The sequence below is a fragment of the Streptomyces sp. NPDC003011 genome (assembly GCF_053591515.1).
In genome coordinates, this window is the sequence record NZ_JBSFTY010000057.1 from 1 (window position 1) to 25,315 (window position 25,315).

The following is a 25,315-nucleotide window of genomic DNA, read 5'->3' on the forward strand; positions in this document are numbered from 1 at the left end:
CGGCCTCTTCCAAGGCGCGGTGCAGCCGTACGGCGAGCGCCTTCCCCGCGAACGAGGCAGCCTCCAGACGGGTCTCGGGCGGGTCGAAGCGGTGCTCGACCCGGCGGCCGTCGGTGGCCGGGCGCGCATCCAGCCCGTGATCCTCCCTGCCGCGGGCGAGCCGTTGCGCTGCGGCGCCGTCGGGTCCGAACCGGGTCACGACAGCGTCGGCGGGCAGCTCCGCGAAGTCGCCGAGGGTGCGGATGCCGAGCCGGACCAGCAGGTCGGCCAGGGCCGGGCGTCCCAGGACGCCGAGCCCGTAGTCGGCCAGGAAGCGGGGTGTGGCGCCGGGCGGCACCAGCAGATCGCGGCGGGCGGCGAGCGCGGCCGCGAAGACGGTGTCGGCCGCCCCGGTCTGGCAGGCGATGCCGAGCGTGGCCGCCGCCTCGCGCAGCCGCTCGGCGAGCGGCTCCTCTCCGCCCCAGTACCGGGCCGCGCCGCGGGCGGGCAGCGCGACCAGGCCGGGCCGCAGCAGCTCCAGGCGGGCGACGACGTCGCGCTCGAAACGGTGCAGCAGCGGCTCGAACGCGCGGGTCTCGCCCGCCGGATCCCGGGGACGAAGGCGCAGTTCAGGCAGCTTGCCGACGGCCTGCCGGATGCGCATGCCGCGCCGTACGCCCGCTGCGCGGGCCGCGGCCGTGCACGCCACGACGTGTCCGGCAGCGGTGACGGCGACCGGTTCGTCGGCGGGGACCTCGGCGGCGACCAGCGGCCAGTCCATCGCCCATACGACCATGCATCTACTCACCGGGATCACCCCACCGCGCGCAGGCGCGTCCGCGGCGCATCGGCGGACGGTGCGGGCGCCGCGACGGGGTGCACCAAGCCGTCCGGGCCCGGAAGCCACAGGTCGGTGGTGCGCGCTGCGGCAGCGGCGCCGCGGCCCGACGCGGTGACCCGCACCCGGCGCCGGCGCAGCAGGCCGTGTCCGCGCCCCACTCCTTCCCAGGACGCGGTCTCGACCCTCAGCCGCACCTGGGCTCCGGGCCAGTCCCCGGCGACCAGCAGCACGGTGCCGCTGCGGCGCAGGCCGCCGGTCAGGCGCCGGTGGGTGCGCTCGGCGACCGGTCCCACGGGGCCCAGCAGGATCAGCGGGACGCCGTCGGTGAGCGTGGAGACGGCCTCCGGCCAGCGCTCGCCCGGCGCGTCCACCCACAGACCGCACTCCAGGTCGAGTCCGGCGCTGCGTGCTGCGAGGGCCCCGAGGTAGGGCATGCCGACCGCTGCCCAGGCAGTGTGGCCGGCCCCGGCTGCAGCGCCGAGCGCGAGCAGGAGCGGCAGGTCGCCCGGGATGCTGACGGTGCTGCCGCGGGAGAGCATCCCGTCGGGCAGCAGTGTGCCGAGCGCGCCCGGCACCGGGATACCGGCTCGCTGTCCGTCGCGCCCGCGCTGTCCTGGGGTGATCGCGGCCGTCTCCACAGCACGAGTTTCGAACGTGCGTGCGAATGGGGCAACCCTGGCGGCACTCCTGCACCCAAGAGGCTTCCCCGCTCCCGACCTCGGCGGCCCCAACTGGCGCTCTCCGCAAGTCGATCACCAGAGTCCGGCCAGAGAATGTGACTCGCGCCACTCCAGGACGGGATTCGGACCCTCCGTGAAAAGGGGTTGCTTGAAACACTCTATTTGCGTAGCCTCTACCGCCATTGCGTCAGCAGTGGGCACGAGAATCGGAGCCTGGAATGCCGACCGCCCCTTCCGTCATCACCGATCCGCAGCACTGGCACGCCGTCAAGCTCACCGACGATCACCCGCACCGCAAGTACCGGCCCCGCTACCGCACCCTCATCACCGAAGACCAGCTCATCTGGCCGGACGAGGACATCGGCTCCACCCTGTACCTGGGCACCCACATGCCGCACTGGCTCGCCGAGCCGCAGCTGAGAGGATTCCTCGCCCGTCAGCCGGTCCGCCTGTTCGTATCCCACCGCCGCCTCGCCCCGCGGCGCACCCTGCCGCGCGCCGTCGTCCCCTGGGCGCTCGACTCCGGCGCCTACAGCGAGCTGTACCTGTACGGCGAATGGCGCACCGACGCCGCCGCCTACGCCGCCGCGGTCCGCCGCTACTACGACCAGATCGGCCTGCTGGAGTTCGCCTGCCCCCAGGACTGGATGTGCGAACCGTGGATCCTTCGCCGGACCGGCCTCACCGTCGAGGAACACCAGCTGCGCACCGTCGAGAACTACCTCAACCTCCAGTACGCAGACCCCGACCTCCCCTGGGTCCCGGTCCTTCAGGGGTGGACCCGCGACGACTACCTGCGCGGGGTGGAGATCTACGCCAACTACGGCTTCGACCTCAGCCTGCACCCGGTCGTCGGCCTGGGGTCGATGTGCCGCCGCCACAACACCGCCGAAGCCCTGCGCATCATCGAGGCCCTCCGCGAGATCGGCATCACCCGGCTCCACGGTTTCGGCTTCAAGACCCGCGGCCTGGAGAAGGCCCACCACCTGCTGGTGTCCGCCGACTCGCTCGCCTGGTCCTACAGCGCCCGCCGCGCGGACGCACTGCCCGGCTGCACTCACCGCAGCTGCGCCAACTGCCTGCGCTACGCGCTCGCCTGGCGTCAGAGGATCCTGCGCCGGATGCCGGAGTGGCACCAGATGACCCTACTGGACTCCACCCTGCGCAATACGAAGTTGCCTAGACAACGCTAATTCTGTAGAGTGGTCCCCGCCTGAGTCGCCGACAGCTCAGCTCCCCCGAGTGCCCCGCCGCCCGTACAGGCGGCGGGGCACTGCTGCCCGGCATTCGCCCAAGGAGCCCTCTCGTGAGCAGCACCCTCGAGGCACTCGCCGCTGAAGCCCCAGGTCCCGCCGGTCACCGCGAGATCGTGCGCCTGGCCGTCAACTCGGTCGCCGCCGCCCGTGGCCTTCCCCGGCCCTGGCCCATACGCCTGCCTGACGGCACAGCTCAGCGCGTCACCAAGCTCCTGGCCGACCTCGGCGACCTCAGCCAGTGGGGCGCCGCCGAGCTCGGCGCCCTGCGCGAACAGCTCCTCGACACCGACGACCGCAGCGAGTCCGGAGCCTGGTACACCCCACCCCAACTCGCCCACTCACTCACCCGCGCCGCCCTGAGCGAGATCACCGACCTGTACCTGGACGACGATCCCGCCGACGCCCTCGACCTGTCCGTGCTCGATCCGGCCTGCGGCGGCGGAGTGTTCCTGCTCGCGGCAGCCCGGAGCCTGGCCACCGCCTACGTCGGTCTCCAGTACGGCACGCATGCTCCGGCGCCCCTCACCATCACGGCCGTCATGGCGGACGTCATGAAGGCCTGCGTGTTCGGCATCGACACCGACCCGGTCGCAGTCGACCTCGCCAAGTCGGCATGCTGGCTGGAGACCAGCGGCTTCACGCCGATCGACTGGCTCGACGCCAACATCGTCGTCGGCAACGCGCTCGACGGTGATCTGCCCCCGGCGCTGGCCGAGCGCCTCAAGTCCCCGAAGCCGCTGGCGATCGTGGGCAATCCGCCCTACCGGGACAAGGCCAAGGACGCGGCCCCGTGGATCGAGGCCCGACGCCCTCGCCGGTCGGCAGAGCGAGCCCCGGACGAGCTGTGGCGGCCGAGCCTGGACGAGTTCCGTGCCCCCGGCCAGGGCCGGTTCGAGTACGCGCTGTCCAACCTGTACGTGTACTTCTGGCGGTGGGCGCTCTGGCGGGCCTTCGAGACCCGTCTGAACGCCGGCGTGATCGCCTTCCTCACCCCGAGCGCCTGGCTGAAGGGGGACGCCTTCGCCGGCATGCGCAGTCGTATGCGGCAGGCCGCCGACCGCGGCTTCATCATCGACCTCACCCCCGAGGGCAAGGCGCCGCCGGGCCCCACGCGCATCTTCCCCGGCGTCACGCTGCCGCTGTGCGCAGCCATCTTCACGCGCCATGCCGGTCCCGATCCCGGCAACTGCGCCCACGTCCGCATCGCCACGGTGCAAGGCAACCGCGAGGACAAGTTCCGCCGAGTCGCCGAGCTGCTGGGCCCCGCCCCGCGCAGCGGATGACCAACGGCTCCACGCCTCACCTCCCACTGAACAGACCGTAAGGAGAGATCCACATGACCAAGACGACGGCTCCGCCCCGAGCCGACCACGCTGCAGCCGCCGAAGGCCTCCGCGAGATGCCCGGCGTCTACCTGCCCGTCGACAGCTACATCACCTCGTACGCCGCGGAGGTCATGGCCGACTTGGTCCAGGACGGGGACGGCCACTACGGCCCGGCCGGGGCGTACGACGCGTACACCGACGACGTCGACGGTAGAACCCGGCTGTACGTCGCCTACGTTGCTCCGCTGCGCAAGCAGAACACGACGGCCGAGGAGAAGGCCTGACATGGGCTGGGCCGGCGGCAACGCCGCCTTCGAACGCGTGGCCCGCAAGCTGATCGAACTCGACGTAGACGACACCACCAAGACCGAGGTCTGCGGCGTCCTCATCGACGGTCTGCGGGACTGCGGTTGGGACACCGTAGATGAGTCGCTCGGCGAGTTCGCTGATGATTCCGCGATCGTCGCCGCGTTCCGCCGACACGGGTTCGTCATCACCTGCGGCGACGAACACCCCACCAAACCGTGGTCATGCGAGATTGAGAGACATCACCCGGACGACCACAAGGACGACCAGGGCCATACCTGGCCTCGCGCTACACCCCCCGCTGCCACCGACAGCGACTCTCCTGTCGGCGCGGCATGACCCTCGTCGACGAACAACCTCACCCAACGTCCCTCGCTGGAAAAGGAGCACCGTGAGCTTCATCCGCTTCCAAGACCAGGACGGCGCCGCGCAGTTACGCGGAAGCGAACGCCCGTGGCTCTACCAGATCGCTCACGACACCGCCGCCGGCGTTCTGCTGGGCCAGCGTGCCTCCGGCCCGAAAGCGACCCGGCTGTGGGAGCTGCTTCCCCCGGACCACGCGATGCAGTTCCTGCCCGCCCCGGGGCAGAAGGACACCCTGCGCTGGCAGCACGAGTACGTCCGCTCCCTCAGTGCCTGTTTTTGAACCGCCGGGTGATCCGCAGGGTCTGTACTTGGGCGACGCCTAGATGCGAGCGAGGATGGAAGGGTGGATATCGAGCTGCTGGTAGTGCCGGACTGTCCCAACGAGAGCCCAGCCCGTGACCTGCTGACGCGGGCCTTGGCGGACGTCGGGTTGCCTGACCAGGACGTCTTGATCCGTGTGGTCGACAACCAACGGCAGGCTGCTGAACTGGGTTTCGTCGGGTCGCCGACGGTTCTGATCAACGGCGCGGATCCCTTTGCCGAGCCCGGCCGGGAGGCTGGGCTGGCTTGCCGGGTCTATCGGAGCACAGATGGTGCCCTGTCTGGTCTGCCGGACAGGGATGAGCTGCGGCATGCGTTGAAGCAGGCGTCGGAAGAACGCTAAAAGGTGCTTGTCTAAGCCGGGAGGATTGATCGCCCCGAATCGGGGCAGGCGGGGCCTGTGTCACCTGCCCCGTCCGACCTGCTTATGCAGGTTCGCCATGCCTTGATTCAGGCAGGTTTTCACCTGGTCGGTGACGATATGGAGGACGGCAGGCCGGGGCTTGAGGTGACGGAGGTGCCGGCCGGAGTGTTGGTGAGGTGGACGGCCTCGGACGGGTTCACCTCGCTGGCGAGGGATCAGCCTGGTGCCTCCGGCGACAGCATGCAGGCGATAGTGCAGGCTGCGGTTTCGGGTCTCCTTCTCCAGATGGGACACACCGTCACGGAACCGTCCGACGGCGGTGACCTGCTCGTTCTGGCTGATCGGTAGGTCAGGCGGCTGCTCGTTTCAGCGCCCGTGGGGTGATGGGAAGCCGGTTCAGGCTCTTGGTGCCGCGGGTGAGACGGCGGGTCATCAGGGTGATGGCCGCCCAGGTGATCAGGGTCTCGGAGTGCTGGACCAGCCGTTCGTAGTCCCTCGCATGCCGGCGGGCCTGCATGATCCAGGACAGCGACCGCTCGACGACCCAGCGGCGGGGCAGCACGATGAAGCCGGAGGTGTCACGGGGACGGCTGACAGTCTTGATCGTCAGGTTCAGGTGCTTCTTTGCCCAGGTCACAAGCTTGCCCGCATAGGCGGAGTCGGCCCAGACGATCGTGATCTCCGGGTGCATCAGGCGGAGGCGGAAGAGGACTTCCTTCGCGGCGGCGGAGTCGTGCAGGTCTGCGGGGGTGACCATGACCATCAGCGGCAGGCCGCGGGTGTCCACCACCAGGTGCCGCTTGCGTCCGTTGATCTTTTTGCCCGCGTCGTAGCCGCGACTGTCCTTGCCGACGGTCTCGGCGGCCTTCACCGACTGTGAGTCGATCACGGTGGCCACCGCCCTGGGGCCTTTGCCCATCTCCCGTCGGATGCGGGTGGCGAGCTGGTCGCGGATCTGGCCGATGACACCGGCTGCGGCCCAGCGGGCCATGAACCCCCAGACCGTGCGCCAGGGCGGGAAGTCCGCAGGCAGTGCCCTCCATTTGCAGCCGGTGTCGACGACATAGCGAATCGCATCCACGATCTCGCGGCGGGGATGTTTCTCCGGCCTGCCGCCTCGCGGCGTCTCGCAGGCCGGGGCCGGAAGGAGCGGTTCGATCAGTGCCCACTCGGCGTCGGTGGTGTCCGAGGGATAGCGGCGACGACGCATGGCCATTCCCTTGGGCGGGGGCCGCCCGGCTTTGCCGGGCGGCCCCCGCCGCTGGTCAGGAGCTTGCGATGAGGTCGAGGGTGGATTCGATGGAGTTGAGCTGGGCGACGATGTGACGTACCCACTTGTCGTTCGGGTGGGCGGCGGCATGCGGAGCGACGGTGCCGGTGATGAACCGGCGGAACTCGGTCAGCTTCTCCGAGACGACGGCCCGTTCGTATGCCTCCAGAGCGGCCCGCTCGGCGCCGAGCTGATAGCCGTCGCCCCTGGTCCAGATCAGCGGCGGCCAGCCCTTGGAGGCCGCCTCGTCCCGCAGCGCGGCCAGACCCGATCTGACCTGGCTGGGTGACAGTCCGCTGGCGCGGGTGAGCTGGTGCATCAGCAGTCCGGCGGGCCTGGCCTCGAACAGCACGAAGCGGATGGTGTCCGCGTGCCGGCGGGCGGCATCTCCCCGTCGCCGTGAGGCGCGGGGCATGCCTATTCACCCTTCAGCATGCGGGCGAGCTCGTCGTCCATGTCGACCTTGCCGGTGTCGACCGCGGTCTCGATCCAGTCCAGCGTGGCCCGCACCCTGGCGACGTTCTCGTGGACGATCGTGCGTTCGTCCTCGTTCAGGGTGCGGTCCCGCAGGCCGGGGACGGTGCGGCCGGCCGCGGCGACGAAGGAGTGGCAGGCGGTGACCAGGTCCAGGAACTCCACCGTCCGGTCGATCTGGCGAACAGCCGGGGCGACCGGGCTGGTGCGGTCGAAGTCCTCGCGGGCCTGCCGGCTGCGTTCGTTCTGGGCCTGGTTGACCTGGAAGCGGGCGGTGTCGTCGGCCATCGCCTTGAACGCGACGTCCGGCCTGCGCAGCAGGCTGGTCGCCGCGGTGGTGGCCACCGACTCGTCGCGGGTGAACTCCTGCACCACCCGGACCTTCTCCGTGGCCGGCACCTTCGCCGCGACCGTGGGCCGCTTGAGGAAGTCGGTGGTCACCGCCGCGGCGACCTCCTCGTCGCGGGCCAGGGAGTGGATGGCGGTGACCTTCTCCTGCCGCGAGATGGGGTTCTCGACCTGGCGACCGATGCGCCGGTTGGCGTCGTCCACCGTCCAGCGGGACTTGCCCGGCGGCGGGGTCTTGATCGCGGCGAACCGCTCTTCCTCGTCAGGAATGCTGCCCAGGACCCGGTGGACGGTGAAGGACACCCCCGCCTGACGATGCTCCTTCGGCCACCGCGACGCTGTCCAGCGGGCATTCTCCACCGTGGTGCGACGCAGGCCGATGTCCTCGGCCAGCCGTGTCAGGGCCTGGCGGACCGTGAACAACTCCCGGCCCGGCAGCACCGCCGACTCCTCGTTCTGCGAGCGCATCGGCTCGATCTCCAGGGCCCGGTCACCGATCGTGAACTGGCCCTGCGTCTGCTGTTCGACGACCTGCCGCAGCTCGGCCACGATCTCTTCGTAGCGGGACTGGCTGACGGCTCCGACCTTCTCGGTTTCCTCGGACATGGCTCTCACCACCCCAAGCGCGGGCCAAGGCACGGCACTTCAGACCGTGACGGGACAAGGCCCGCCTCCTGAACCGAGAGTCAGACTGAAAATCCGAAGATCACAACGAATGACCGCAAATGACCGGATGGTGAACGAAAACGGTCCCCGGATGCGTTCGCCCACCGGTCACTGTGACTGTTCGGTGAACGATTCCTTCCGTCGCCTCCAGGCCCTCACCACGCACCGACGCGAGCAATACACGGCGTCCGAGCGACGGTCGACGCCGGCCACCCACCGAGCCCCGCACTCGGGACACTCGGCCTCACCCGCACCGGCCTGGACCGCCGCCAGCCGCTTGCGCAACCGCCGTTCCGACCGCCACTGCCTGGCACGACACGCCGACGAGCAGAACACCGCCCCAGACCGGGTGCCCGGCCTCAGCCGTTCACCGCAGCCCCGGCAGATCCTCTCCGCGGCTTGCCCGGCGTCCTCGAACACGACGCCAGCGTAGGCCCCAAGGCTACTCAGGACCGGGGCTTAGAAACAGGCACTCAATCCCGTCCTCGCCGACCCGGTCGCGATCCACCATGAGCACGAGATCGGCATGTACCCACTCGTCCTCAACACTGCTCTGGTGCTGGGCAGCGACATCGTCAAACTGGCTGCCCGCCTGTTCGGCCAGTGCGAAAACAACTGCTGGGTCGACGGCTCACACCGAGCCTGGCTCGCCGACATCATCGACGAAGCTCTTACCGAGGGTGCCTACCGCCGCGGCCACGGATGGGAGGACGTCCAGGCCCTCCTTCAGCGGCGCGATGACCAGCCCGTGGTCGTCTCGTACGCTGAGTCGTTCCCTGTGCCACGGGCGGACTGGGGGCACGAAGTCGTCGGTGCGGACGCTGACGCGAGCGATGTCTGGGCCTACTGGGAGACGCTGCCCATCGACGAGCAGTGGAAGGTTGGCATGCGCCGTCTGACCGACCATGACGCGCAGCTGCAGCTGGTCCCCGCCTGGACACGGTTCCGTTTCCAGCCCGGGCTGTCCTTCCTCGACCTCCTCGCCGACGACCGGGACGCCCGCTTGGAGCGCCTGCTCAACACCGCCGCCGTCAGCTCCTGAACTCTCCCTGTGTCCCGCTCGACTCCAGCCTCTGTCGAGGGGGACACAGCCTTGTCCGGTGCCGCGATCGAGGACCGCCGTCCGGTGGACACCATCCTGGCTGGCGTGCGCGCCGCCGGGCCGGAAGAGCAGCAGGCCGGTGGGCTTGGCCGGGTGAAGGACAACCTGGTGCCCGTGCGGCCGCCGGTGGACGTCGTACGGCCGGTCGCCACCGATCGTCTCCCGTCTGCGGCGCAGTGGCCGGCCGCCCTGCGCGCGGAAGTGAAGCTCGACGGTTGGCGTGCCGTCGGCGCCGTCCTCGAGGACCACCGTCCCCTCCTCCTCTCCCGCGAAGGCAACGATCTCGGGCCCTTGTTCCCTGAGGTGCTCACCGCCCTTGCGCACTGCGCCATCGGCACGGTCGTCGACGGAGAACTCGTCGCCTGGGAAAACGAACGGATCAGCTTCAGCGCACTCGCCCGGCGCCGCGGCCGGGACCGCCGCAAGTGGCCGCCCGTCGCGTTCGTGCTGTTCGATGTCCTCGCCAGACCCGCAACCGACCTGCGGCTGCGGCCGCTGAGCGAGCGGCTCGCTCACCTGGAACAGGTCGTCGCCGAGGCCGGCCCGCCGGTGCAACAGGTGGATGCCACGACCAGCCGGGAAGAAGCTCTTCTGTGGTACGAGGCGCTGCGGTTCGCAGGAGTGGAAGGCCTCGTCCTGAAGCGGCCCGAGAGCTTGTACGTCCCGGCGCGAACCCGGTGGGTCAAAGTGAGGCACAGCGAGACCCTCGACGCAGAGCTTCTGTCTGTGATCGGACCCCCCGACCGTCCCGCCAGCCTCGTCGTACGGCTGCCCGACGGCAGGATCCGACGCACGGCCCAACTCAGCCCTGCGGACCGTGTGTCGGTCGGCCGAGCAGTCGCCAGCCGTCTCTCAGCACGCCGTCCTGACGGACGTTGGCCCCTGGCTGCCACCCTCGTGGTGGAGGTCGCGGTCGGCACCACACGGCATCCGACGCTGCGCTTCGTACGGGTCAGGGAGTCCTGAAGTCCTGACGCCGGCGGCTGACGGGACTGACGGGACCGTGTTCTCCAGACACGCCACCGTGCGGTGGCGGCTGACGGGACCGGCGGGGTGTCCCATCTCTTCAGTCCCGTTCAGTCCCGCACAGGAAAAACGCAGGTCACCGGCACTCTCGCGGGATTCAACGGGACTAACGGGACTGACATTGCCGCTTATGGCCATCACGTGTGTGCGTATGCGCGCGCACGAAACGAAAGAGTAGCTACCGTCGCCTACAGAGGTATGCGGCTCATATATGGCACTCTCGGTCCCGTCAGTCCCGTTCCTGATGAGCGGGACGCCCTGACCTGCTGTTCTTTCACGGGACCGAGACGGGACTCAAGGAACGCCACGGGACCGAAGCCCGGTCGGTCCCGTTCCTGGGACCGACCGGCTCCGCCGCCGGCGGACGGGACTAAGGGACTGACGGGACTGAACTTCCGACACGCAGGAGAGGCTCCCCGCCCGTGGGCGCTCGTGCGCTACCCTCAGTGCCGCATGCGAATTCCTTAGTCCCGTCAGTCCCGTCAGCCGCTGGGCCCGCCAGGCTGACCAGGGCCTTCCCAACGGGACTGACGGCGACGACTGAAGAAACCCGACAAGGACGCCAGTGTCACGCCAGGTTGCGACAGCCTCCACAGCCCCAGTAGGGACAGCAGACCCCCACGCTGTGGCCCGCTGGTGCGCGGGCAACGGCTGGCCAGTCCATCCCTTGGCTCCCCGGCAGAAGACGCCCGCGGCCAACTGCGAGCCCTGCAGGCAGGATCGGCATGCGCCCACCGCCTGCCTCTGCATCCCGGCCGGGCGTTGGTGTCACGGTTTTCATGCCGCGACCACGTCAGGAGAACGCATCGATGCCTGGTGGTCGACGCAGCCGCGCTTCGGTGTGGGGGTCTCCTGCGGTCCGGCGGACTTGGTCGTCATCGACGTGGACGCCCACTCCGCAGACCTCCCCGACCGGTCCCGGCTGCTGCCGGGCATTCCGATCGGACCGAAGGTCACCCTCACGGGACTGGCCACCGGATTCGACACCCTCGCGCTCCTCGCCGCCCTGCGGGAACAGCCGAGCCCGGCCGACGACGAGCAGACCCTCCGGGTGCGCACTCCTTCGGGAGGCCTTCACGTCTGGTACCGCAACCCGCACCCGGAGATCCGCTACCGGTCATCCGCCGGATCGAGCCCGAAGGTTGCACTGGCCTGGCAGGTCGATGTGCGCTCGGACCACGGCTACATCATCGCGCCGACGACTCGTACCGCAGCCGGCACCTACACAGCGGTAGGAGAAGCACGCCAACCGGCCCTCCTCCCGGATTGGCTCGCAGTCGAGCTGGCCCGCACCGGCCACGTCCCGGCGGCGCCCGCCAGCCCGCAGACCGCCCAGGCGGTGCCGTCGGCACGGCGTCCACGGCGCGCGCCCACAGCCGCCAGTCGCCTCCTGGCACCGCTGCTGGCGGAGGTCGAGGCGTGCGCGGCGATCCCCGAGGGGGCCGGTTTCACCGAGAAGCTCAACCGGGCTGCCTTCACGGCTGGAGGGCTGATCCAGGGCGGTCATCTCAAGGAGATCGACGTGCGAGCACAGCTGCTAGAAGCAGCCAACCGGGCACGTCCGCACCTCGAGCGGCGCAGTCTGTCGATCATCGATTCCGCTCTGTCCGCTGGCGCGCAGCGCCCGTTCCACCCCCGAGGACGCTCATGAGCAGCGCCGAGAACGTCCACTTCGACCCCGTGGTCGCCGCACAGCAGATCCATCAGCAGCAGACCTTGGACCTGGGCCTGAGCGGCTCCGCAACGCTGCCGGCGCAACAGACCGATGCCCCTGACCTCCACACCGGAGCTGACCTCACGCTCTTCCCCGATGAGCTGACGGACCGCGGCAACGCCAAGCTGTTCGCGCGCCTGTACAGCGACCGGTTCCGGCATGTCGAAGGGCTGGGCTGGTTCTGCTGGGACCAGTACCGGTGGAGGCGCACCGGCGGGGAGAAGGCGGCTATCTGGGCTGCAGGCGACATGGCTGAGCAGATCCCGCTGTCCGACCGCCGGGGGAGGTTCAGCGACAGCAAGTTGGATGCCCACCGCAAGCGCACCCAGTCCACCGCTGGTGTGAAGGCGCTTCTGCAGCAGGCTCAGGCTGCGCCCGGGCTGAGCCTGGACCCGGACGTGTTGGACGGGGACATCTACTCCCTGTGCACGCCGAACGGAGTCGTCGATCTGAAGACGGGCGAGCTGCGCAAGCCCAACCCGCTCACCGACATGCACTCCCGCGCCACCACCGTGGGCCCGATGAACATCCCGATCCCGCGGTGGGAGGCGTTTCTGCGGGAGACCTTCGGTGACGACGAGAGGGGCCTGGAAACCATCCGGTTCCTTCGTCTGCTGCTCGGGTACTCCGTCACCGGCGACGTCGGCGCGCAGGTCCTGCCTTTCCTCCACGGCTCCGGCGCCAACGGCAAGAGCGTTCTTCTGGACGTGATGATGCAGATCCTTGGCGACTACGCGAATGCGGCGCCGCCCGGCTTCCTGATGGAGAAGGGGAAGTTCACTGAGCACAGCACCGAACTCACTGAACTGCACGGGCGTCGCATCGTCGTGTGCAGCGAGCTCAAGCCGAACGACAAGTTCAACGAGGCCCGGGTCAAGCTTCTGACAGGCGGGGACGCCATCACCGCACGGCGGATGCGGCAAAACTTCTTCACGTTCACGCCCACCCACAAGCTGTGGCTCCTGGGAAACCACCGGCCCGAAGTCGGCACCGGGGGCTACGCATTCTGGCGACGCATCCGGCTTATCCCCTTCGAACGCAAGGTCCCCAACGAGCGTAAGATCGACAACCTGGCGGCCGAACTCGTCCGTGACGAGGGCCCGGGCATCCTGCAGTGGCTGATCGACGGAGCCCGGCTGTACCTGGCCACCCGGGACCCTCTCACCGGACCGGCATCCGTACGCCTGGCGACCGAGGCGTACGAGAAGACCGAGGACCACATCGGACGGTTCATCAGCGAGCGGTGCACCAAGGGCGACGAAGGCCGGCCCGACCCGGACCTGCGCGTTGAGCAGAAGCTCCTGTACGAGACCTACAGCCGCTGGTGTGCGGATGAGGGAATCAGCAGGGCGACGAGCCGGGCTTTCGCCAGCCGGATCCGGCAGGAACTCGGACTGTCCTCGCCAGCCGAGATGATCAAGAACAACGACAGGAAGCTGTACCCCGGCTTGGCGCTGCTCGCCGAAGTCGGTACAGAGGGGCCAGGCCCCGGCCAGGGCGACCACCGAGGGGGGCAGGGGCGATGATCCTCTGCGCTCTGGGGCAGTTGCACGCCTGGCCGTACGATGAAGGACGCGACCTCGGACAGGGCCCCACTGGGGGCCAGCGGACGAGCGGCGTGACCGCCCGCGCAGGCCAGAGGCCGGCTCAAGAGAACCAGGAGGGTCTGCGGCCATGAGCTCGATGCTGCAAGACAGCCAGCTCACCGGTGAAGTAGAAGTGGTGTGGCTGGAGGACTCGGCGAACCTCGACTACGTCCGGCAGGCCCTGGACAAGGTCAACAACCGGCGCGGAAAGCCCCGGTACGACCGTGCTGGCCGTATCGTCGGCTACACCAATCTCGCAGCGGACGCCGAGCGGGACCCCGACAGCGGCCTCTTTGCCCGCCGGGTGTTCTTCCTCCTGCCGCACGACCGCGACAGCGATCCGAATGGCGACTACGAGGTGGGCGCGCCCGGCGAAGCCGTCGACCCGAGGACCATCGAGCCAGGCAAGGTGGGCGCCAAGACCCCGCGTTCACAGCAAGGCCGCACAGCAGACATAGCACCCGCTGGCTCCTGAAGCTCACTACGTTGCGCTGCTCGGAGCGCTCAGGCCGATGGCGCTCCGAGCGGGCCGGCCAGGGCCGGAGCCCTGACTAGGGCTGGGGACGCTCAGTCCACGCCTTCAGCGCATGCGCCAGGGAGCGCACGTCCAACTGCCCGGCAGTCACCTGCTCGGCAAGGTCGGCGGCCTCCTTGGCCGTGGCGTGGACTTGGATTCCGCTCGCGTGCAGGTAGCCCGCCCCTGCCGCCGCCGCGAAGAACTCGTTGCCGTGCTCCAGGGCAGGGACGCGGCAAAGGGAGTGGAAGAGAGCGGCGGCCCGGTGATGGGGCCTGTCGTAGACGAGGTCGTCCATCACCCGAAAGCAGTGCCTGGCCCGCGCTGCCTCCAACGCCCCCCAGTCCGTGACATCCGGGTCACCGAGCTGGGTCCGGGCGATCTCCAGTAGCCACGGAACGTCTACTTGCAGTTCCACCGATGCGCCTCAGGCCGCCGTGGAGGCGGTACCGGCCTGCGGTCCGAAGCGGCTCGCGAACTCTTCGCGCATGCCGGGAGTGCTGATGAACAGAGCGCTGCCCTCGAGGAAGCGCTTCTTGTTCAGGCTCTGCGCCAGGACGCGGCCGGCGTACTCCTCGGCGGGCTCGTGCTGCTCCTCCGCCTCGGCCAGGAGCCGCTGGTAGTCGTCGTCGGGCAGATCGATGCTGATGCGGGCCATGCCCCCACGGTATCGGGCCACCGCCCTCCGCGGGAGGGCTACCGGTCACACGCCCCGCTCGCCCTGCTCTGAGACTGCTCGCAGCTCACGCACCGACTGTCACTGCTGGCGCGTACGCTTCAAGCAACCCGCCCGATAAAGGAGGAATGCGCCATGCGTCCGCAACGCTTCCAGGAATTCTGCCTGACCGCACTCACCGCCCCGGACATCAAGTCCGTGGACGCCTGGAGTGAACCAGGCAGCCGCCCCTTCGGGCTGGAAGTCACCTTCACCAGCGGTTCCCGTCTCTGGCTCGGGATCACCGCCACCGGAGCTCCCGGTGACAATTACGACCAGCCTGAAGTGCCCGTCACCGGCGCCTGCCTGCCGGGAGCCCCCTGGCCGAACCTGTACGACATCACCAAGGGGCACATCACCCCCCACAGCGCCGAGCGGTACCTCGCGGCTGCGGTGACCAACATGGGCTCCCCGGAGATCGCCCGGGTCTGGGCCTACAGCGCGCGGGACACACCGCCGAGCCACCCCGGCGTCGGCGCCGAGTTCCACTCCGGCGCCCGCATCTTCCTGCCGCTGATCCACACCGCGCGGCCGGAGCAGCAGCGAGGCCAAACCGCCTTTCGCCTCCAGGAGAGCTTCTGAACCCGCGACCGGCAGGGAGCCCGGGGGTGGGGCGCAGGTGTGACCGATGGGGAACGGCGGGCAGACGGGTGCCGAGGGCCTGCATTTCCATCAAAGTGGGGTTGTCTATGCAACCTTTATTCCCTAGTCTCGGAATCAGTCCTTCCCGGAGAGCACTCTCCGACCGGGCTCCACCCGACTCCGCACACAGGAGGAGTGATCCTCATGTCTGCACGTACCGGCGCTCGCCCGACAGCGGCGAGCCAGGTCACCTGCACCATTCGCTCGGACACCGCCCCGAGCCCGCAGCCCATCGACGCCCCCGGCGGCCTGCTCGTGAACTTCTCCACCGACCTCGGCCCGAACTGCCAGCCGCTGCACAAGGTCACCCCAGGCGCCACCGTGGAGGCCACCGTCGACGTGAAGAGCGTCGAACCGGCGCGCGGCGGCCGCGCCCGCGCCGTCATCGACGGCTCCGGCGGCACCGCCATCATCCTCGTCCCCGACCCGTCGTACACCCGCCTCAAGGACGTCCTGGTGGACGGGGCCCGCGTGAAGCTGCGCGGCACCGCGACGAGGGTCCTGACGATGACCGTCATCGAGGCCTGGGCCGCCCGGGAGGTGACCGGACGATGAGGACGGACCGCACTGTCCTGGAGAGGTTCCCCGCCGGCGGGCCGCGCGGCTCGTGGCCCGCGGAGGAGTTCGCCCAGGCCCGCCGTCTTGAGGGCCTGCCCGCCGAGGTCGTCATGGACCTCGCGACGGACAACTTCCTCGTCATCGTGAAGGCGGTGGACAACTGATGGACCGTGACACCAGCGAGCGCCGGAAGGTGGCCGAGGAGATCGCCCGCCTGCTGAACCAGCTCACCGCCATGGGACCCACACCCGACCAGCCCACGTTCATCTTCCGGATCATCGATGCGGGCACCCGGGAAGTCCTGGACGCGGCCGGCGTCGACGACGTCACCGCGCGCACGCTCACCAGCGACCTCGCCGCGATGACCGATGAGCTGCTCACCCATGCCGACTACGCGGCCTCGACCAGCATCGAACAGTCCCAGACCCAGCCCGGCCCTGAACCCTCGCTGAACCCTGAAGCGGCCGCCCAGGCCCTCTACCAGGCACTGAAGAACATGGGTCCGGATACCGACCGCGCGCTGATGGCAACCTTGCGCCTCCCGGATGGCCGGTACATCGGCGACGTGTGGCTGTCCGCGCAGGACGTGCAGGCCCTCTCCGACGGAGCGGTGTCGATCGCCGACTACCGGAACTGCTCAGAGGAAGCCACGCGGCCGCCTGCTCTGGACGCCAGTGACAAGGCCGTTGCCAACATGTTCGCCGGGTTCGATGCACTGCTGAAGTCCGAGGGCGGCGACGGGTGAACCTCGCCCCGCCCCTGGCGGACCCCGACGAGATGAGTCACAGCGGCCCCTGCGACGTCAATCGACTCGCCAGGACCGTCCGATACCGCCGCCGAGCCACCACCAGCAGCTGACCCGGCCCGGGGTGGTCCCGCCGAGTCGGTGGCGGGACCACCCCGAGTCAGACCAGCAGACCCCGAGGAGAACCCCGTGAAGACGACCCCCTCCGACTCCACCGCCACCACCGGAAAGCTCGCCCCTTACCAGCCGGCCGACGACAACGACGCCCGCGAAGCCGTCTTCTCGATCATCGGAAGCGACCTCAGCGCCCCCGCGGCGTTCACCGGCGACTGGCACGAGGCGCTCAGGACCACCATGGATCGCTGGTCGACCGCGCCGACGACGGCATGACCGACACGGGGCAGAGCGAGCGGATCCGCCGCTCAGCCGCCGTAGCGCGCCTCCATCTACGGCAGATGCTCCGTGAGGCCCGGGCCGGGCTCGACGACCATGCCCGCCTCGTCCTGCTGGGCGCGCTCCACGACGACCGCGACGCGGACAACAGCATCCTGGGCGTCCTCGGCGACCTGTTCACCGCGACGACTGCACCGTTCAACGACGGCTCCGCCGAACTGGACGACGAGCTTGAATCCGCGGTCGACGCGATCGACAGTGCGGCCAGCTACGTCCGTGACTCGGCAGGCTCGCGTGTGGAACGGGCACGCGCGCACTTCTCCGCCCGCGTCCACGGCCCCACGTCCATGACATGAGCCGCCAGCCCGGCCTGACTCATGAGCACACGCCCGACCCCGAGCTCCACCCGCTCGTCCTCGCGTACGATGCCGACGCGCCCGCACCGGGCAGCGTCACGGGAGCGCGACGTCAACCGGAAAGGACCCTCACCATGGACCCCGAACCCACGCCGGAAGCACCTGCCGTGAGGCTGGAGGTGATCTCCGGGCCGGACGCGAAGCGCGAGTTCCTTGGCCGGGCGGCCATGGGGAAACAGGTGCTGCCGGCGGACGCCCCGCTGAACGCCTTCATGGCGCAGCTGCGGCGCGCCCAGCGCGAGATCGAGCGGCGTCATGGCACCCCCGAAGCGATCACCGAGGGCCAGTTCGTCATTTTCCTCGACGAAGCTTCGCTCCTTGCCCGGGACCCGAACAACACGGAACTGCGCGAACTGCTGCGCACGGTGCTCTCCCAGGGGCCGTCCGTCGACGTCGCCGTACGGACTCCGCACCCGGGCAGGCTGCTCACGCAGAGGGCGCCCGGAGCCTCGCGCCAGCGCGATGAACTGGCGGACGCGCTCTCCATGACGCCGGCGGCCGAGCTGGTCTCCCGCCTGGACGAACTGGGATGGCTCGAGGAGTACGCCGCCCTCCTCGATGTCACAGAAGAGACGGTCGCCGGCTGGCGGGCCGGTGAACCGGCCGGTCAGCAGGCGCACACCCGACTCGCGCGGTTCACCGCCACCTGCGTGACCATCGACGCACTGAACACCGTCCCCAACGTCGTCGCCTGGTTCCGCACACCGCTGCGCCCGCCGTGCCCCCACACGCCCCTCGACCTCGCGCGCCCGGACACCGGCCTGGAACTGGCGTACGCCGCCGGTGAACGCAGCGCCGAGGAAGCCCTCGACGAGTTCGACGAGCTGTGGCGCACGCGCACGGGAAGGACGCCTTAACTCCGCGCGCCACAGGCCCGTACGGGCCGCCGACCAAAAGTAGGGTTGTCCCGAACACCTGAAATTCAGTAGGTTGATTCCACCCCGCCCGCCGGGCCCTCACCCGGCACCGCGGCCGAACCCACCACAACCCAACGCCTCGCCAACCAACGGAGCCCATCCCATCATGACCCAAGACGTCACCGCAGAACCCCTCGCCGTGTCCCCCAAGTGGCGCACGGCCAGCACCCTCGCAGACGTCGGCCGCCTGAACGCGGCCTGGCTGCAGGGCCGCATCCAGGGCGAACACCCCAACGGGCCCGACGAGGTGGCCGACCAGATCCGGCCCTTCGTCCCGACCCTGGCGGCCGCGAACACGGCCGGGATCGTCACGCTCGCCGGAAGCATCCGACCGGGCAGGGTACGGACGAGCGAGGGCGAGCGGTGGGAGCAACTGGCCACGGTCACCGGCCTCATCGCCCGCGACAACGACGCACTGCTGCACCGCATCGCGGCAGAGGCATGGCGCGCCGGCATCCAGGTCTTCGTCCACCACCCCGCGGGCGCCGACAGCTGGCCGATCGCGGTGACCAAGCGCAACGGCGAGCCCGTCGAGTTCGCGGGACACCGCATCGGCACGTGCGAGATGGAGGCCCTGTGGGAGGAAGGCACCCAGCAGAAGGCCGTGACCTCCGCGACCGAGGCCATCCAGGTGACCCTCATCGACCCCGAAATCGGCCGCGACCACGCGCTGTGGCGGGTGCTGGATGCCGTGTGCGGCCGAACCAGTCTGTGAAAGCAGTGCAACCCCGCTGGCGACGACCTTTCTGAGCGAGCAGGAGCAGTCCCCATGAGCACCGTGAACCCCCCGCTGTACGCACTGGAGACGGTCGAAGGCGACGACGGGGCCACCCACCCCACCGAGCACCTGTGGATGCCCGAGGGCGAGGACGCCCTGATGCACGGCTTCCGCTCCCACCACGGGATGCTCATCACCGGCATCGGCCCCGAGATGGACGACCACCTTCAGCCGCCCGCCGCGTTCATCGCGCTCGGCCATCACCCCTGGATGGCCGTCGGCGAGGCCGCCACCGACTACCTGGAACACCGCAACGGCACCACCGGACCCGGCACCAACCGGACCACCAGGCTGCTGAGGGCGGTGCACACCCACGCCGTGTTCATCCGCCACCCGCACCCCGACCATCCCTGCGGATGTGAGTGGGAGGGCACCTGGCGCCTCGTCTACGCCCCGCCCACCGAGCCCGGTGCGGTCCCGGTCACCGCCCTGCGCCACCCGGCGGCCCGCCCCGCCGACGCGGACATTCCCTTCCCCGGCCACGGACCCGTCCCGGCCGCCTTCGCGCCCTGACCGACCGGACCGGGCACCCACCGCCCCTGCCGAAGGAGCAGCCCATGCCCACCAGCACCACAGCCCAGACCACCCGAGGCCGCTTACTGGCACAGATGCAGCGCCTCTTCGCCGACGACCGCGGCATGGGCGTCCTCGTCGACTACAACGGCCGCCCCGACATGAGCGATCAGGACAAGACCCTGCAGAGGGCGTGGGCCGACACTCTCATCTCCCTGCACGGCCGAAGCCGCGCCGCCAGGGTCTACACCTGGTACGCACGCGACCGGCAGCAGGCGGTCGTCGACAGCGGGCTCACCGTCGGCTCCTGGGACAACCTCGTGCTCGGCGCGATGACGGTCACCTGCTGGACGCGTGACCTCCACGACTTCCTGTGCGTCGGGTGCGGCAAGGGCTTCTGCCAGGTCGTCGTCGACCGTTACGACCCGATGTGCTCTCGGTGTGCCCGCGACCACACCACCCCCGGCGAGGCGGCCCCGCTGTGGACGGCCTACAGCCACAGCCGGTTCGTCTTTCCCGGCCTGCTGAGCGAGGAGCTGGCCGGCGGCGAGCACGTCGTCCAGCTCCGGTACACCGACGGCGAGGAACGCGACTACATCACCGGCGACGTCGGCCCGTTCGCCTCCCGCCTCAGCTCGCTGCCCAACTTCGAGCAGACCGGGACCCTCGCCAGCGGACCCAGCCGCGACACCATCAATCTCACCGTGCAGGCCAGCACCGAGCACGAGGGCCGCCGCTTCGACATCGTCGCGGACTTCGCCTACGACCCTGATCCCGACGGCAGCGAACCCCACCCCTACGGGTTCCGCTTCAAGACGGGACAGGTGACCGCCCGCACCGGCGAGGCCCGCACCACCCACCACACGGACGTCTACGAGCTGCTCGAGGTCCTCCTCACCGGCCTGTACGCACCGAGCGGAGACATGCGATGAAAGGGGCACTCGATCGTTTCGCCATCGACGACGGCCACCACGTTCCGAACATCGTCATCGACGATGAGGCGTCGGTGCGCGCCGGCGAGGCCTGCTACGTCGCACACTGCTCCTGCGGGAGCGCCACCGAGCCCGCCATCGCCAAGGAACTGGCCCTGGCCGCGCATGCGGAACACGTCGCCACCCGGCTGGGGCCCTCGCGCGGCCCGGACTGGATGCCACTGGGAGTACGTCTGACCCTGCTGATGATTGCCTGCCTGGCGCTGTTCATGGGCACGCAGTTCGGCGCGACACTGTTGATCCACGACCACACCGGAGCCGCTGCCGCCACGGTCCGGGCGGGCGCGGTCCTGATGGGCTGCGTCGAGGTCTGCGTCCTGACGGTCGCTGTGCGCCGTTTCATCGCGCCGACCAAACGTTGAGCGTCTGTTCCGCAGCGACCAGGAGAAATCATGAACGAGACCCGCTACACCGCCGACATCGCGGCCCCCGGCCCGGACGGCTACGCCCCGGTTGACCACCCCGGCGTGCCCGTGCCCGAGAATCGGCGCTGCTGGTCGGTGAGCTGGCCGGGGTACGCACCGGTGAACATCACGCCGCCCGAGCTGCGGCCACTGGCGCTGACCCAGCACGTGCCCGACTGGGCCGAGGGGCACGCCACGCCCGACCTGGTGCGCGACTGGGAGCAGCGGCAAGCCGGCGCCCTGGTGCACTTCGAGTTCGACGAGCGGGGCTGGCCGCTGCACCCGCACGGGCGCACCGGGCGTACCGGGCGCAACCTCGGCAAGTGGGGCGAGAACCAGGCCGCCGACCCCATCGTGGTCGCCGGGACCGGTGAGCAGCGATGGGTACTGCTGATCACCCGCGACGACATCCTGGTGGAAGCCATCCCGGGTGGCATGATCGACCCGGGCGAGACGGCCCCGGCCGCCCTGGTGCGCGAGCTGCGCGAGGAAACCGGCATCGACCTGGCCGATCAGCAGCCCACCATCCTCGGCCGCCAGGTCATCGACGACTGGCGCAACACCGACAACGCCTGGGTCGCGTCCACCAGTGCCCTCTACCAGCTGCCCGAGCAGGTCGCCGCAACCGCCGGTGACGACGCTGCGGACGCGGGATGGTGGCCGTTCGGCTCCCTCGAACAGCTCACGGCAGCGGTCACCGCGGCCGGGCGCACCCTCTACCCCGCGCACCGCCCGCTGCTGCAGCGCGCCCTCGAACACCTCAACCACCAGTCATGACCCTGCAACCAGGAACTTCCCAGGGAGCCGAGCCGAGCAAAGCTGACGACGATGCACAGCTTGACGCTCTGCTGGAGGCGGCAGACGAGGCGGTGCTCAACGCCGTCGCCAGCCGCTTGGACCTGGACAGGGGCCGGGCTGCCATCTTCGCCGGGGAGCTGGTGCCCGAGAACATCGTGATCAGCGAGACGGCTCCGGGTGCAGAGCAGCCGCCGCCGTCCCCAGATAACTGATGAGCTGCTCGGCGCCGATCCCCTCCCGGTGGCTGTAGGCGGCCTGGACCCCGGTCAGGACGATGCCGGGCGCGGAAAGCACACCACGGCGGACCACCACCCAGGACCCCGGCGACGCGTACGGCGGGAGCGGAAACACCCCGTCACGCGGCCGGGGCGCCCGCCCGCCCAGCTCCAACGCACCGAGCGCCTCGGCGGCCGGCATCGCCAGGTAGCCGTCTCCCTCCATACCGACACGGTGGTCCAGCCGCGCGCGAGGCGAAGCCCCCGGCAGCGGAGGGACACCACGGTAGAGCCGCTGGCTGGGCACCGAGGTCAGCGCGCCCAACGACCGGGCAGCCTGGGCGAGTTCCTCCGCAGCCTGCTGCGTGCCGGTCTCCGCCGTCTGACGGGCCGCCTCCAGCATCCGGCCGAACTCTCCGCGATCCAGCGGAAAGACCACCACGAACGCCTCGCAGGACGGCGGCAGAAGGCCCGGCAGCACGCCGCAGGAGCGGTCCCGAAGTTCCTGCCGGACCTGCTCCCAGGTCCTCTCCTCAAGAACATCCGTGTGCGCGGCGTCCCGCAGCAGGGACGCCACCGACCACCGCCGCATGCCCTGCAGCGCCTCGTCCTCCTCCACACCGACCTCGCATCCCGTCACCGCTGGCTGGGGCGGTTCGCCTCACGGCGCCGCGGCGAACCTGCCGACACCGTACGACGGGAGACGGCTACAGCGTCGGCGAGGGGTGACGACTTCCGCGGTTGTCGGTGCCGTCCCCTACAGTTCCGAGTGGTGCAGGACGCGCACGCACCCAGACCGTCACCACAGGCGCCCACGCCGTCTGGTGGCACGGGTCGAAGGCTCGCCGACAAGGCACCCGGACCGCAGATCCGGGTGAGGGCCCGCGGACGATCGACCCTGCCCGGCCATGACCAGAGCCACAGGCGGGAGGCGTGGGGAACCGCCGGCGGAGGCCAGTCATGACCAAGCACGGAAGCAACGATCTCAAGGCGCGAGCACGCCAGTTGGCCGCGGCGGAGGGGATCTCCTACACGCAGGCCCTCGACCGCCTGCGTTCCGGCCACAGCGCAGCCTCGGACGCCTCGGCGGCGCCACCCGCCCGGTGGCGCCACCACGGTGTGACCCGGCCCGGATTCCACTGGCACTTCACCGCTGGCTCCACCGACCTGCGCGTGGATGTCCCGGACTCCCAGAACCCGCTGTGGCGTGAGCAGCTCGCACCGTTCGTCCTCGACAAGTGGGACGGCGCCGTCCCCCGATTCACGACCGGGCAGACCGATCTGGTGCTGGGCATGCTGCTGCACGCCTACGGGCGGACCGGACGCGAGCTGGTCGAATATGTGGATGTGGAACTCCGGCTGGACGACGTCGAAACCGTCGGCCGCCTGGATCCGGCCTGGGCGGGCGTGCGGTTGGCGTACGCCGGGGAGCACTCCTCGTGGACCGCGCCCCGGCTGGAAGCGTGCGAGCTGGTCGTCGGCGAACTCCTCCTCGAGGGCCGCGGACCACAGCGGCGAATCACCTGGACGCCTGGCACGGTGCTGCGGGTCCGCGAGGTGCCGCGTACCTCGCTGAGGGGCCAGCCAGCCGACGCCTACACGATCGTGGCCAGCAGGCACGACGACCCGAACGACCACCTGCGGCATGCCGGACACCAGTTGCTCGGCATGCGCTACTGGCACGACATCCCGCCCGCCCCGGCCGACGCCTTCGCCGGACGTGTGCCCACGATGCCCTCCGACCGGCCGGCCACCCTGCGCTACGTACCCACCGACTACCCTCACGGCGGGATCGGCGACCAGCTGGCCGTGGACCCCGCCGCCAAAATCGTCTACGTCCACCGCTCCACCATGGGCGGCTACTTCAGCGAGTACGCGCTGCCACTGACCGACGACCGCGCCGCGGTGATCGACGCGTACGAGGAGGCCTTCGGCCGGTCCGCGGCCGCCTACGCCGTCGCCGGAGCCGACCCGCAGGCCGCCGCCCGCCTGTCCGGCACCCCATTCACCCCCGAACGCCTCTACCGGCTGCTGGAGATGATGACGGTGGCCGACGGCGACGACGCCGCCGCTCTCACCGGCCGGACGGAGGAGGAATGGAGCGCGGCCGGCTGGAGCCTGGGCGGCATGACCAAGCCCGTCTACCAGCCGCACCACGAGCCGGCCGACCCTGCCAAGTGCTGGCGTGTCACCGAGGCCGCCCAGCTCGCCGAGGCGGGTATCGGCGCCTACCGCGCCTACGAACTGCGCACCGACGACGACGGCCGCGTCCGTACCGTTGCCGAGGTCATCGCCCAGGACCTGGCCGTCCCCAACGAGGCCGGACGCACGGCCATCGACTTGCTGGAGAAGGCCGCCGAGACTGTCCCGGAGGCCCTGGCCGTCGAACTCCCGACCGCCCGCACGCACACCAGCGTCGAGGTGGAGAAGTGGAGCAACGACCACCGCAGCCTGTTCGGGCCGCAGGGCTCCGGCGTGTCCGCCGACCTGACTCGCCACGACTTCACCCTCCGCGGCGGAGAAACCCGCTCGCTGTGGGCGGTCGGCGAGGGATGGTGGGACTACGGCATTGACGCCGACGCCGGGCACGAGGCGAAGACGTACATGTCCGACCGGACCGCCCGGGCGGCTTGGCGCGAAGTGCGCGACAAACTGCGCGACCCGCAGCCTACGATCGGGCAGCCCGAGCCGGACCTTCCGTGCCCGGGCCCGGATGTCGTGCACTGCGACAACTGCGGTTCCCTCGAGGTGAAACCGAACGACTTCCTTGAGCTGGGCTGGATGAGCGCGAGCCTCGGCCGGGCATGCAGCCCGAAATGCTACGACGCGATGAGCGACGCCCCGGGACGTCACGCCGTACGCCACCATCACTCATAGCCCAGGCATTCCGTGCAGGTGCGCCGGGGGGCTGGCATCGCGCAGTCCGGTCGCAGCGCACTCGGGCGGGCACCATCGGCGCCGACGCCCTGCACCGCATGGGCCGGAGACGCCGTCGCCGCTCGAACGCGTGGGCGCTTGCGGGGCACCGTTGAAAGGTGCTTGCATAGCCCCCACCTGGCTTTGCGCGGCGGCCAGCTTCGCTCTTCGGACT

Annotated in this window: 32 protein-coding genes; 24 read left to right on the forward strand and 8 right to left on the reverse strand. The window is 69.9% G+C overall.

What is annotated here, in order from left to right:
* Positions 1-787, reverse strand: a 787-nt coding sequence (locus ACWD0J_RS26955) for a Y-family DNA polymerase (RefSeq protein ID WP_451498428.1), incomplete at its 3' end; no start/stop codon positions are given.
* A 5-nt stretch (positions 788-792) separates the two neighbouring features.
* Positions 793-1,458: a hypothetical protein gene (locus ACWD0J_RS26960; RefSeq protein ID WP_451498429.1), complete on the reverse strand. Its 666-nt coding sequence runs from the start codon at positions 1,456-1,458 to the stop codon at positions 793-795.
* A 260-nt stretch (positions 1,459-1,718) separates the two neighbouring features.
* Here ACWD0J_RS26960 and ACWD0J_RS26965 point away from each other — a divergent pair, with 260 nt between their 5' ends.
* The 6 genes from ACWD0J_RS26965 (at position 1,719) to ACWD0J_RS26990 (ending at position 5,417) form a co-directional block, all read left to right on the forward strand.
* The gene (locus ACWD0J_RS26965) at positions 1,719-2,693 is read left to right on the forward strand and encodes a deazapurine DNA modification protein DpdA family protein (protein WP_451498430.1); all 975 of its coding nucleotides are present in this window, start codon (positions 1,719-1,721) and stop codon (positions 2,691-2,693) included.
* Positions 2,694-2,806: 113 nt separating this feature from the next.
* Positions 2,807-4,039 (forward strand): Eco57I restriction-modification methylase domain-containing protein, encoded by a 1,233-nt coding sequence (locus ACWD0J_RS26970; RefSeq protein ID WP_451498431.1) that lies wholly within the window; start codon positions 2,807-2,809, stop codon positions 4,037-4,039.
* 53 nt (positions 4,040-4,092) lie between these two features.
* The gene (locus tag ACWD0J_RS26975; protein WP_365270168.1) at positions 4,093-4,365 is read left to right on the forward strand and encodes a hypothetical protein; all 273 of its coding nucleotides are present in this window, start codon (positions 4,093-4,095) and stop codon (positions 4,363-4,365) included.
* 1 nt (position 4,366) lies between these two features.
* A complete protein-coding gene (locus ACWD0J_RS26980) occupies positions 4,367-4,726 on the forward strand; it encodes a hypothetical protein (RefSeq protein ID WP_451498432.1) in 360 nt (119 codons plus the stop codon).
* 52 nt (positions 4,727-4,778) lie between these two features.
* Positions 4,779-5,033, forward strand: coding sequence for a hypothetical protein (locus tag ACWD0J_RS26985; protein WP_451498433.1), 255 nt, complete (start codon positions 4,779-4,781; stop codon positions 5,031-5,033).
* 63 nt (positions 5,034-5,096) lie between these two features.
* Positions 5,097-5,417: a DsbA family protein gene (locus ACWD0J_RS26990; protein ID WP_451498434.1), complete on the forward strand. Its 321-nt coding sequence runs from the start codon at positions 5,097-5,099 to the stop codon at positions 5,415-5,417.
* Positions 5,418-5,787: 370 nt separating this feature from the next.
* Here ACWD0J_RS26990 and ACWD0J_RS26995 read toward each other — a convergent pair whose 3' ends face one another.
* From ACWD0J_RS26995 to ACWD0J_RS27005, 3 genes are read right to left on the reverse strand one after another with little or no spacing between them, the layout of a single operon-like run.
* Positions 5,788-6,648, reverse strand: coding sequence for an IS5 family transposase (locus tag ACWD0J_RS26995; RefSeq protein ID WP_451498435.1), 861 nt, complete (start codon positions 6,646-6,648; stop codon positions 5,788-5,790).
* Between the two features lie 55 nt (positions 6,649-6,703).
* A complete protein-coding gene (locus ACWD0J_RS27000) occupies positions 6,704-7,123 on the reverse strand; it encodes a RacP protein (protein ID WP_451498436.1) in 420 nt (139 codons plus the stop codon).
* 2 nt (positions 7,124-7,125) lie between these two features.
* Complete coding sequence (locus ACWD0J_RS27005; RefSeq protein ID WP_451498437.1) at positions 7,126-8,136, reverse strand: DUF6192 family protein; 1,011 nt, start codon at positions 8,134-8,136, stop codon at positions 7,126-7,128.
* Between the two features lie 616 nt (positions 8,137-8,752).
* Between ACWD0J_RS27005 and ACWD0J_RS27010 the strand changes: the two genes are divergently transcribed.
* From ACWD0J_RS27010 to ACWD0J_RS27030, 5 genes are all read left to right on the forward strand, one after another.
* Positions 8,753-9,238 (forward strand): hypothetical protein, encoded by a 486-nt coding sequence (locus ACWD0J_RS27010; protein ID WP_451498438.1) that lies wholly within the window; start codon positions 8,753-8,755, stop codon positions 9,236-9,238.
* Positions 9,239-9,322: 84 nt separating this feature from the next.
* On the forward strand, positions 9,323-10,264 hold the full coding sequence (locus ACWD0J_RS27015) for an ATP-dependent DNA ligase (RefSeq protein WP_451498439.1): 942 nt from the start codon (positions 9,323-9,325) through the stop codon (positions 10,262-10,264).
* Positions 10,265-10,949: 685 nt separating this feature from the next.
* Entirely contained in the window at positions 10,950-11,975 is a 1,026-nt protein-coding gene (locus ACWD0J_RS27020) for a bifunctional DNA primase/polymerase (RefSeq protein ID WP_365270171.1), read from the forward strand.
* Positions 11,972-13,564, forward strand: a complete 1,593-nt coding sequence (locus ACWD0J_RS27025) for a DNA primase family protein (RefSeq protein ID WP_451498440.1) — start codon at positions 11,972-11,974, stop codon at positions 13,562-13,564. The genes ACWD0J_RS27020 and ACWD0J_RS27025 overlap by 4 nt, the downstream gene beginning before the upstream one ends.
* 148 nt (positions 13,565-13,712) lie before the next feature.
* A complete protein-coding gene (locus tag ACWD0J_RS27030) occupies positions 13,713-14,099 on the forward strand; it encodes a DUF6009 family protein (RefSeq protein ID WP_365270177.1) in 387 nt (128 codons plus the stop codon).
* Positions 14,100-14,175: 76 nt separating this feature from the next.
* On the opposite strand, the gene ACWD0J_RS27035 is transcribed toward ACWD0J_RS27030, so the two are convergent.
* Together ACWD0J_RS27035 and ACWD0J_RS27040 are read right to left on the reverse strand one after the other, a co-directional pair.
* Entirely contained in the window at positions 14,176-14,556 is a 381-nt protein-coding gene (locus tag ACWD0J_RS27035; RefSeq protein ID WP_451498441.1) for a fic family toxin-antitoxin system, toxin component, read from the reverse strand.
* A gap of 9 nt (positions 14,557-14,565) precedes the next feature.
* Positions 14,566-14,796: a hypothetical protein gene (locus ACWD0J_RS27040; RefSeq protein ID WP_451498442.1), complete on the reverse strand. Its 231-nt coding sequence runs from the start codon at positions 14,794-14,796 to the stop codon at positions 14,566-14,568.
* A gap of 153 nt (positions 14,797-14,949) precedes the next feature.
* Here ACWD0J_RS27040 and ACWD0J_RS27045 point away from each other — a divergent pair, with 153 nt between their 5' ends.
* The 12 genes from ACWD0J_RS27045 (at position 14,950) to ACWD0J_RS27100 (ending at position 21,988) form a co-directional block, all read left to right on the forward strand.
* Complete coding sequence (locus tag ACWD0J_RS27045) at positions 14,950-15,435, forward strand: hypothetical protein (RefSeq protein ID WP_451498443.1); 486 nt, start codon at positions 14,950-14,952, stop codon at positions 15,433-15,435.
* 204 nt (positions 15,436-15,639) lie between these two features.
* Entirely contained in the window at positions 15,640-16,050 is a 411-nt protein-coding gene (locus ACWD0J_RS27050; protein WP_451498444.1) for a hypothetical protein, read from the forward strand.
* Positions 16,047-16,217, forward strand: coding sequence for a hypothetical protein (locus ACWD0J_RS27055; RefSeq protein ID WP_451498445.1), 171 nt, complete (start codon positions 16,047-16,049; stop codon positions 16,215-16,217). Before ACWD0J_RS27050 ends, ACWD0J_RS27055 begins: the two co-directional genes overlap by 4 nt.
* Entirely contained in the window at positions 16,217-16,798 is a 582-nt protein-coding gene (locus tag ACWD0J_RS27060; RefSeq protein ID WP_451498446.1) for a hypothetical protein, read from the forward strand. Before ACWD0J_RS27055 ends, ACWD0J_RS27060 begins: the two co-directional genes overlap by 1 nt.
* 189 nt (positions 16,799-16,987) lie before the next feature.
* The gene (locus ACWD0J_RS27065) at positions 16,988-17,188 is read left to right on the forward strand and encodes a hypothetical protein (RefSeq protein ID WP_451498447.1); all 201 of its coding nucleotides are present in this window, start codon (positions 16,988-16,990) and stop codon (positions 17,186-17,188) included.
* Positions 17,185-17,547 carry a hypothetical protein gene (locus ACWD0J_RS27070; RefSeq protein WP_451498448.1) on the forward strand — a complete coding sequence of 121 codons (363 nt, stop codon included), beginning with the start codon at positions 17,185-17,187 and terminating at the stop codon, positions 17,545-17,547. The genes ACWD0J_RS27065 and ACWD0J_RS27070 overlap by 4 nt, the downstream gene beginning before the upstream one ends.
* A gap of 134 nt (positions 17,548-17,681) precedes the next feature.
* Positions 17,682-18,464, forward strand: coding sequence for a hypothetical protein (locus tag ACWD0J_RS27075; protein ID WP_451498449.1), 783 nt, complete (start codon positions 17,682-17,684; stop codon positions 18,462-18,464).
* A 166-nt stretch (positions 18,465-18,630) separates the two neighbouring features.
* A complete protein-coding gene (locus ACWD0J_RS27080; protein WP_451498450.1) occupies positions 18,631-19,239 on the forward strand; it encodes a DUF6919 domain-containing protein in 609 nt (202 codons plus the stop codon).
* A 54-nt stretch (positions 19,240-19,293) separates the two neighbouring features.
* Positions 19,294-19,815 (forward strand): hypothetical protein, encoded by a 522-nt coding sequence (locus ACWD0J_RS27085; RefSeq protein WP_451498451.1) that lies wholly within the window; start codon positions 19,294-19,296, stop codon positions 19,813-19,815.
* Positions 19,816-19,859: 44 nt separating this feature from the next.
* Positions 19,860-20,747, forward strand: a complete 888-nt coding sequence (locus ACWD0J_RS27090; RefSeq protein WP_451498452.1) for a hypothetical protein — start codon at positions 19,860-19,862, stop codon at positions 20,745-20,747.
* On the forward strand, positions 20,744-21,169 hold the full coding sequence (locus ACWD0J_RS27095) for a hypothetical protein (RefSeq protein WP_451498453.1): 426 nt from the start codon (positions 20,744-20,746) through the stop codon (positions 21,167-21,169). The genes ACWD0J_RS27090 and ACWD0J_RS27095 overlap by 4 nt, the downstream gene beginning before the upstream one ends.
* A 30-nt stretch (positions 21,170-21,199) precedes the next feature.
* Positions 21,200-21,988: an NUDIX domain-containing protein gene (locus ACWD0J_RS27100; protein ID WP_451498454.1), complete on the forward strand. Its 789-nt coding sequence runs from the start codon at positions 21,200-21,202 to the stop codon at positions 21,986-21,988.
* Between the two features lie 180 nt (positions 21,989-22,168).
* Here the strand turns inward: ACWD0J_RS27100 and ACWD0J_RS27105 are convergent, their stop codons facing one another.
* Entirely contained in the window at positions 22,169-22,864 is a 696-nt protein-coding gene (locus ACWD0J_RS27105) for a hypothetical protein (protein ID WP_451498455.1), read from the reverse strand.
* A gap of 320 nt (positions 22,865-23,184) precedes the next feature.
* On the opposite strand from ACWD0J_RS27105, the gene ACWD0J_RS27110 reads away from it, so the two are divergent.
* The gene (locus ACWD0J_RS27110; RefSeq protein ID WP_451498456.1) at positions 23,185-25,101 is read left to right on the forward strand and encodes a hypothetical protein; all 1,917 of its coding nucleotides are present in this window, start codon (positions 23,185-23,187) and stop codon (positions 25,099-25,101) included.
* The last annotated feature ends 214 nt before the right edge of the window (positions 25,102-25,315 follow it).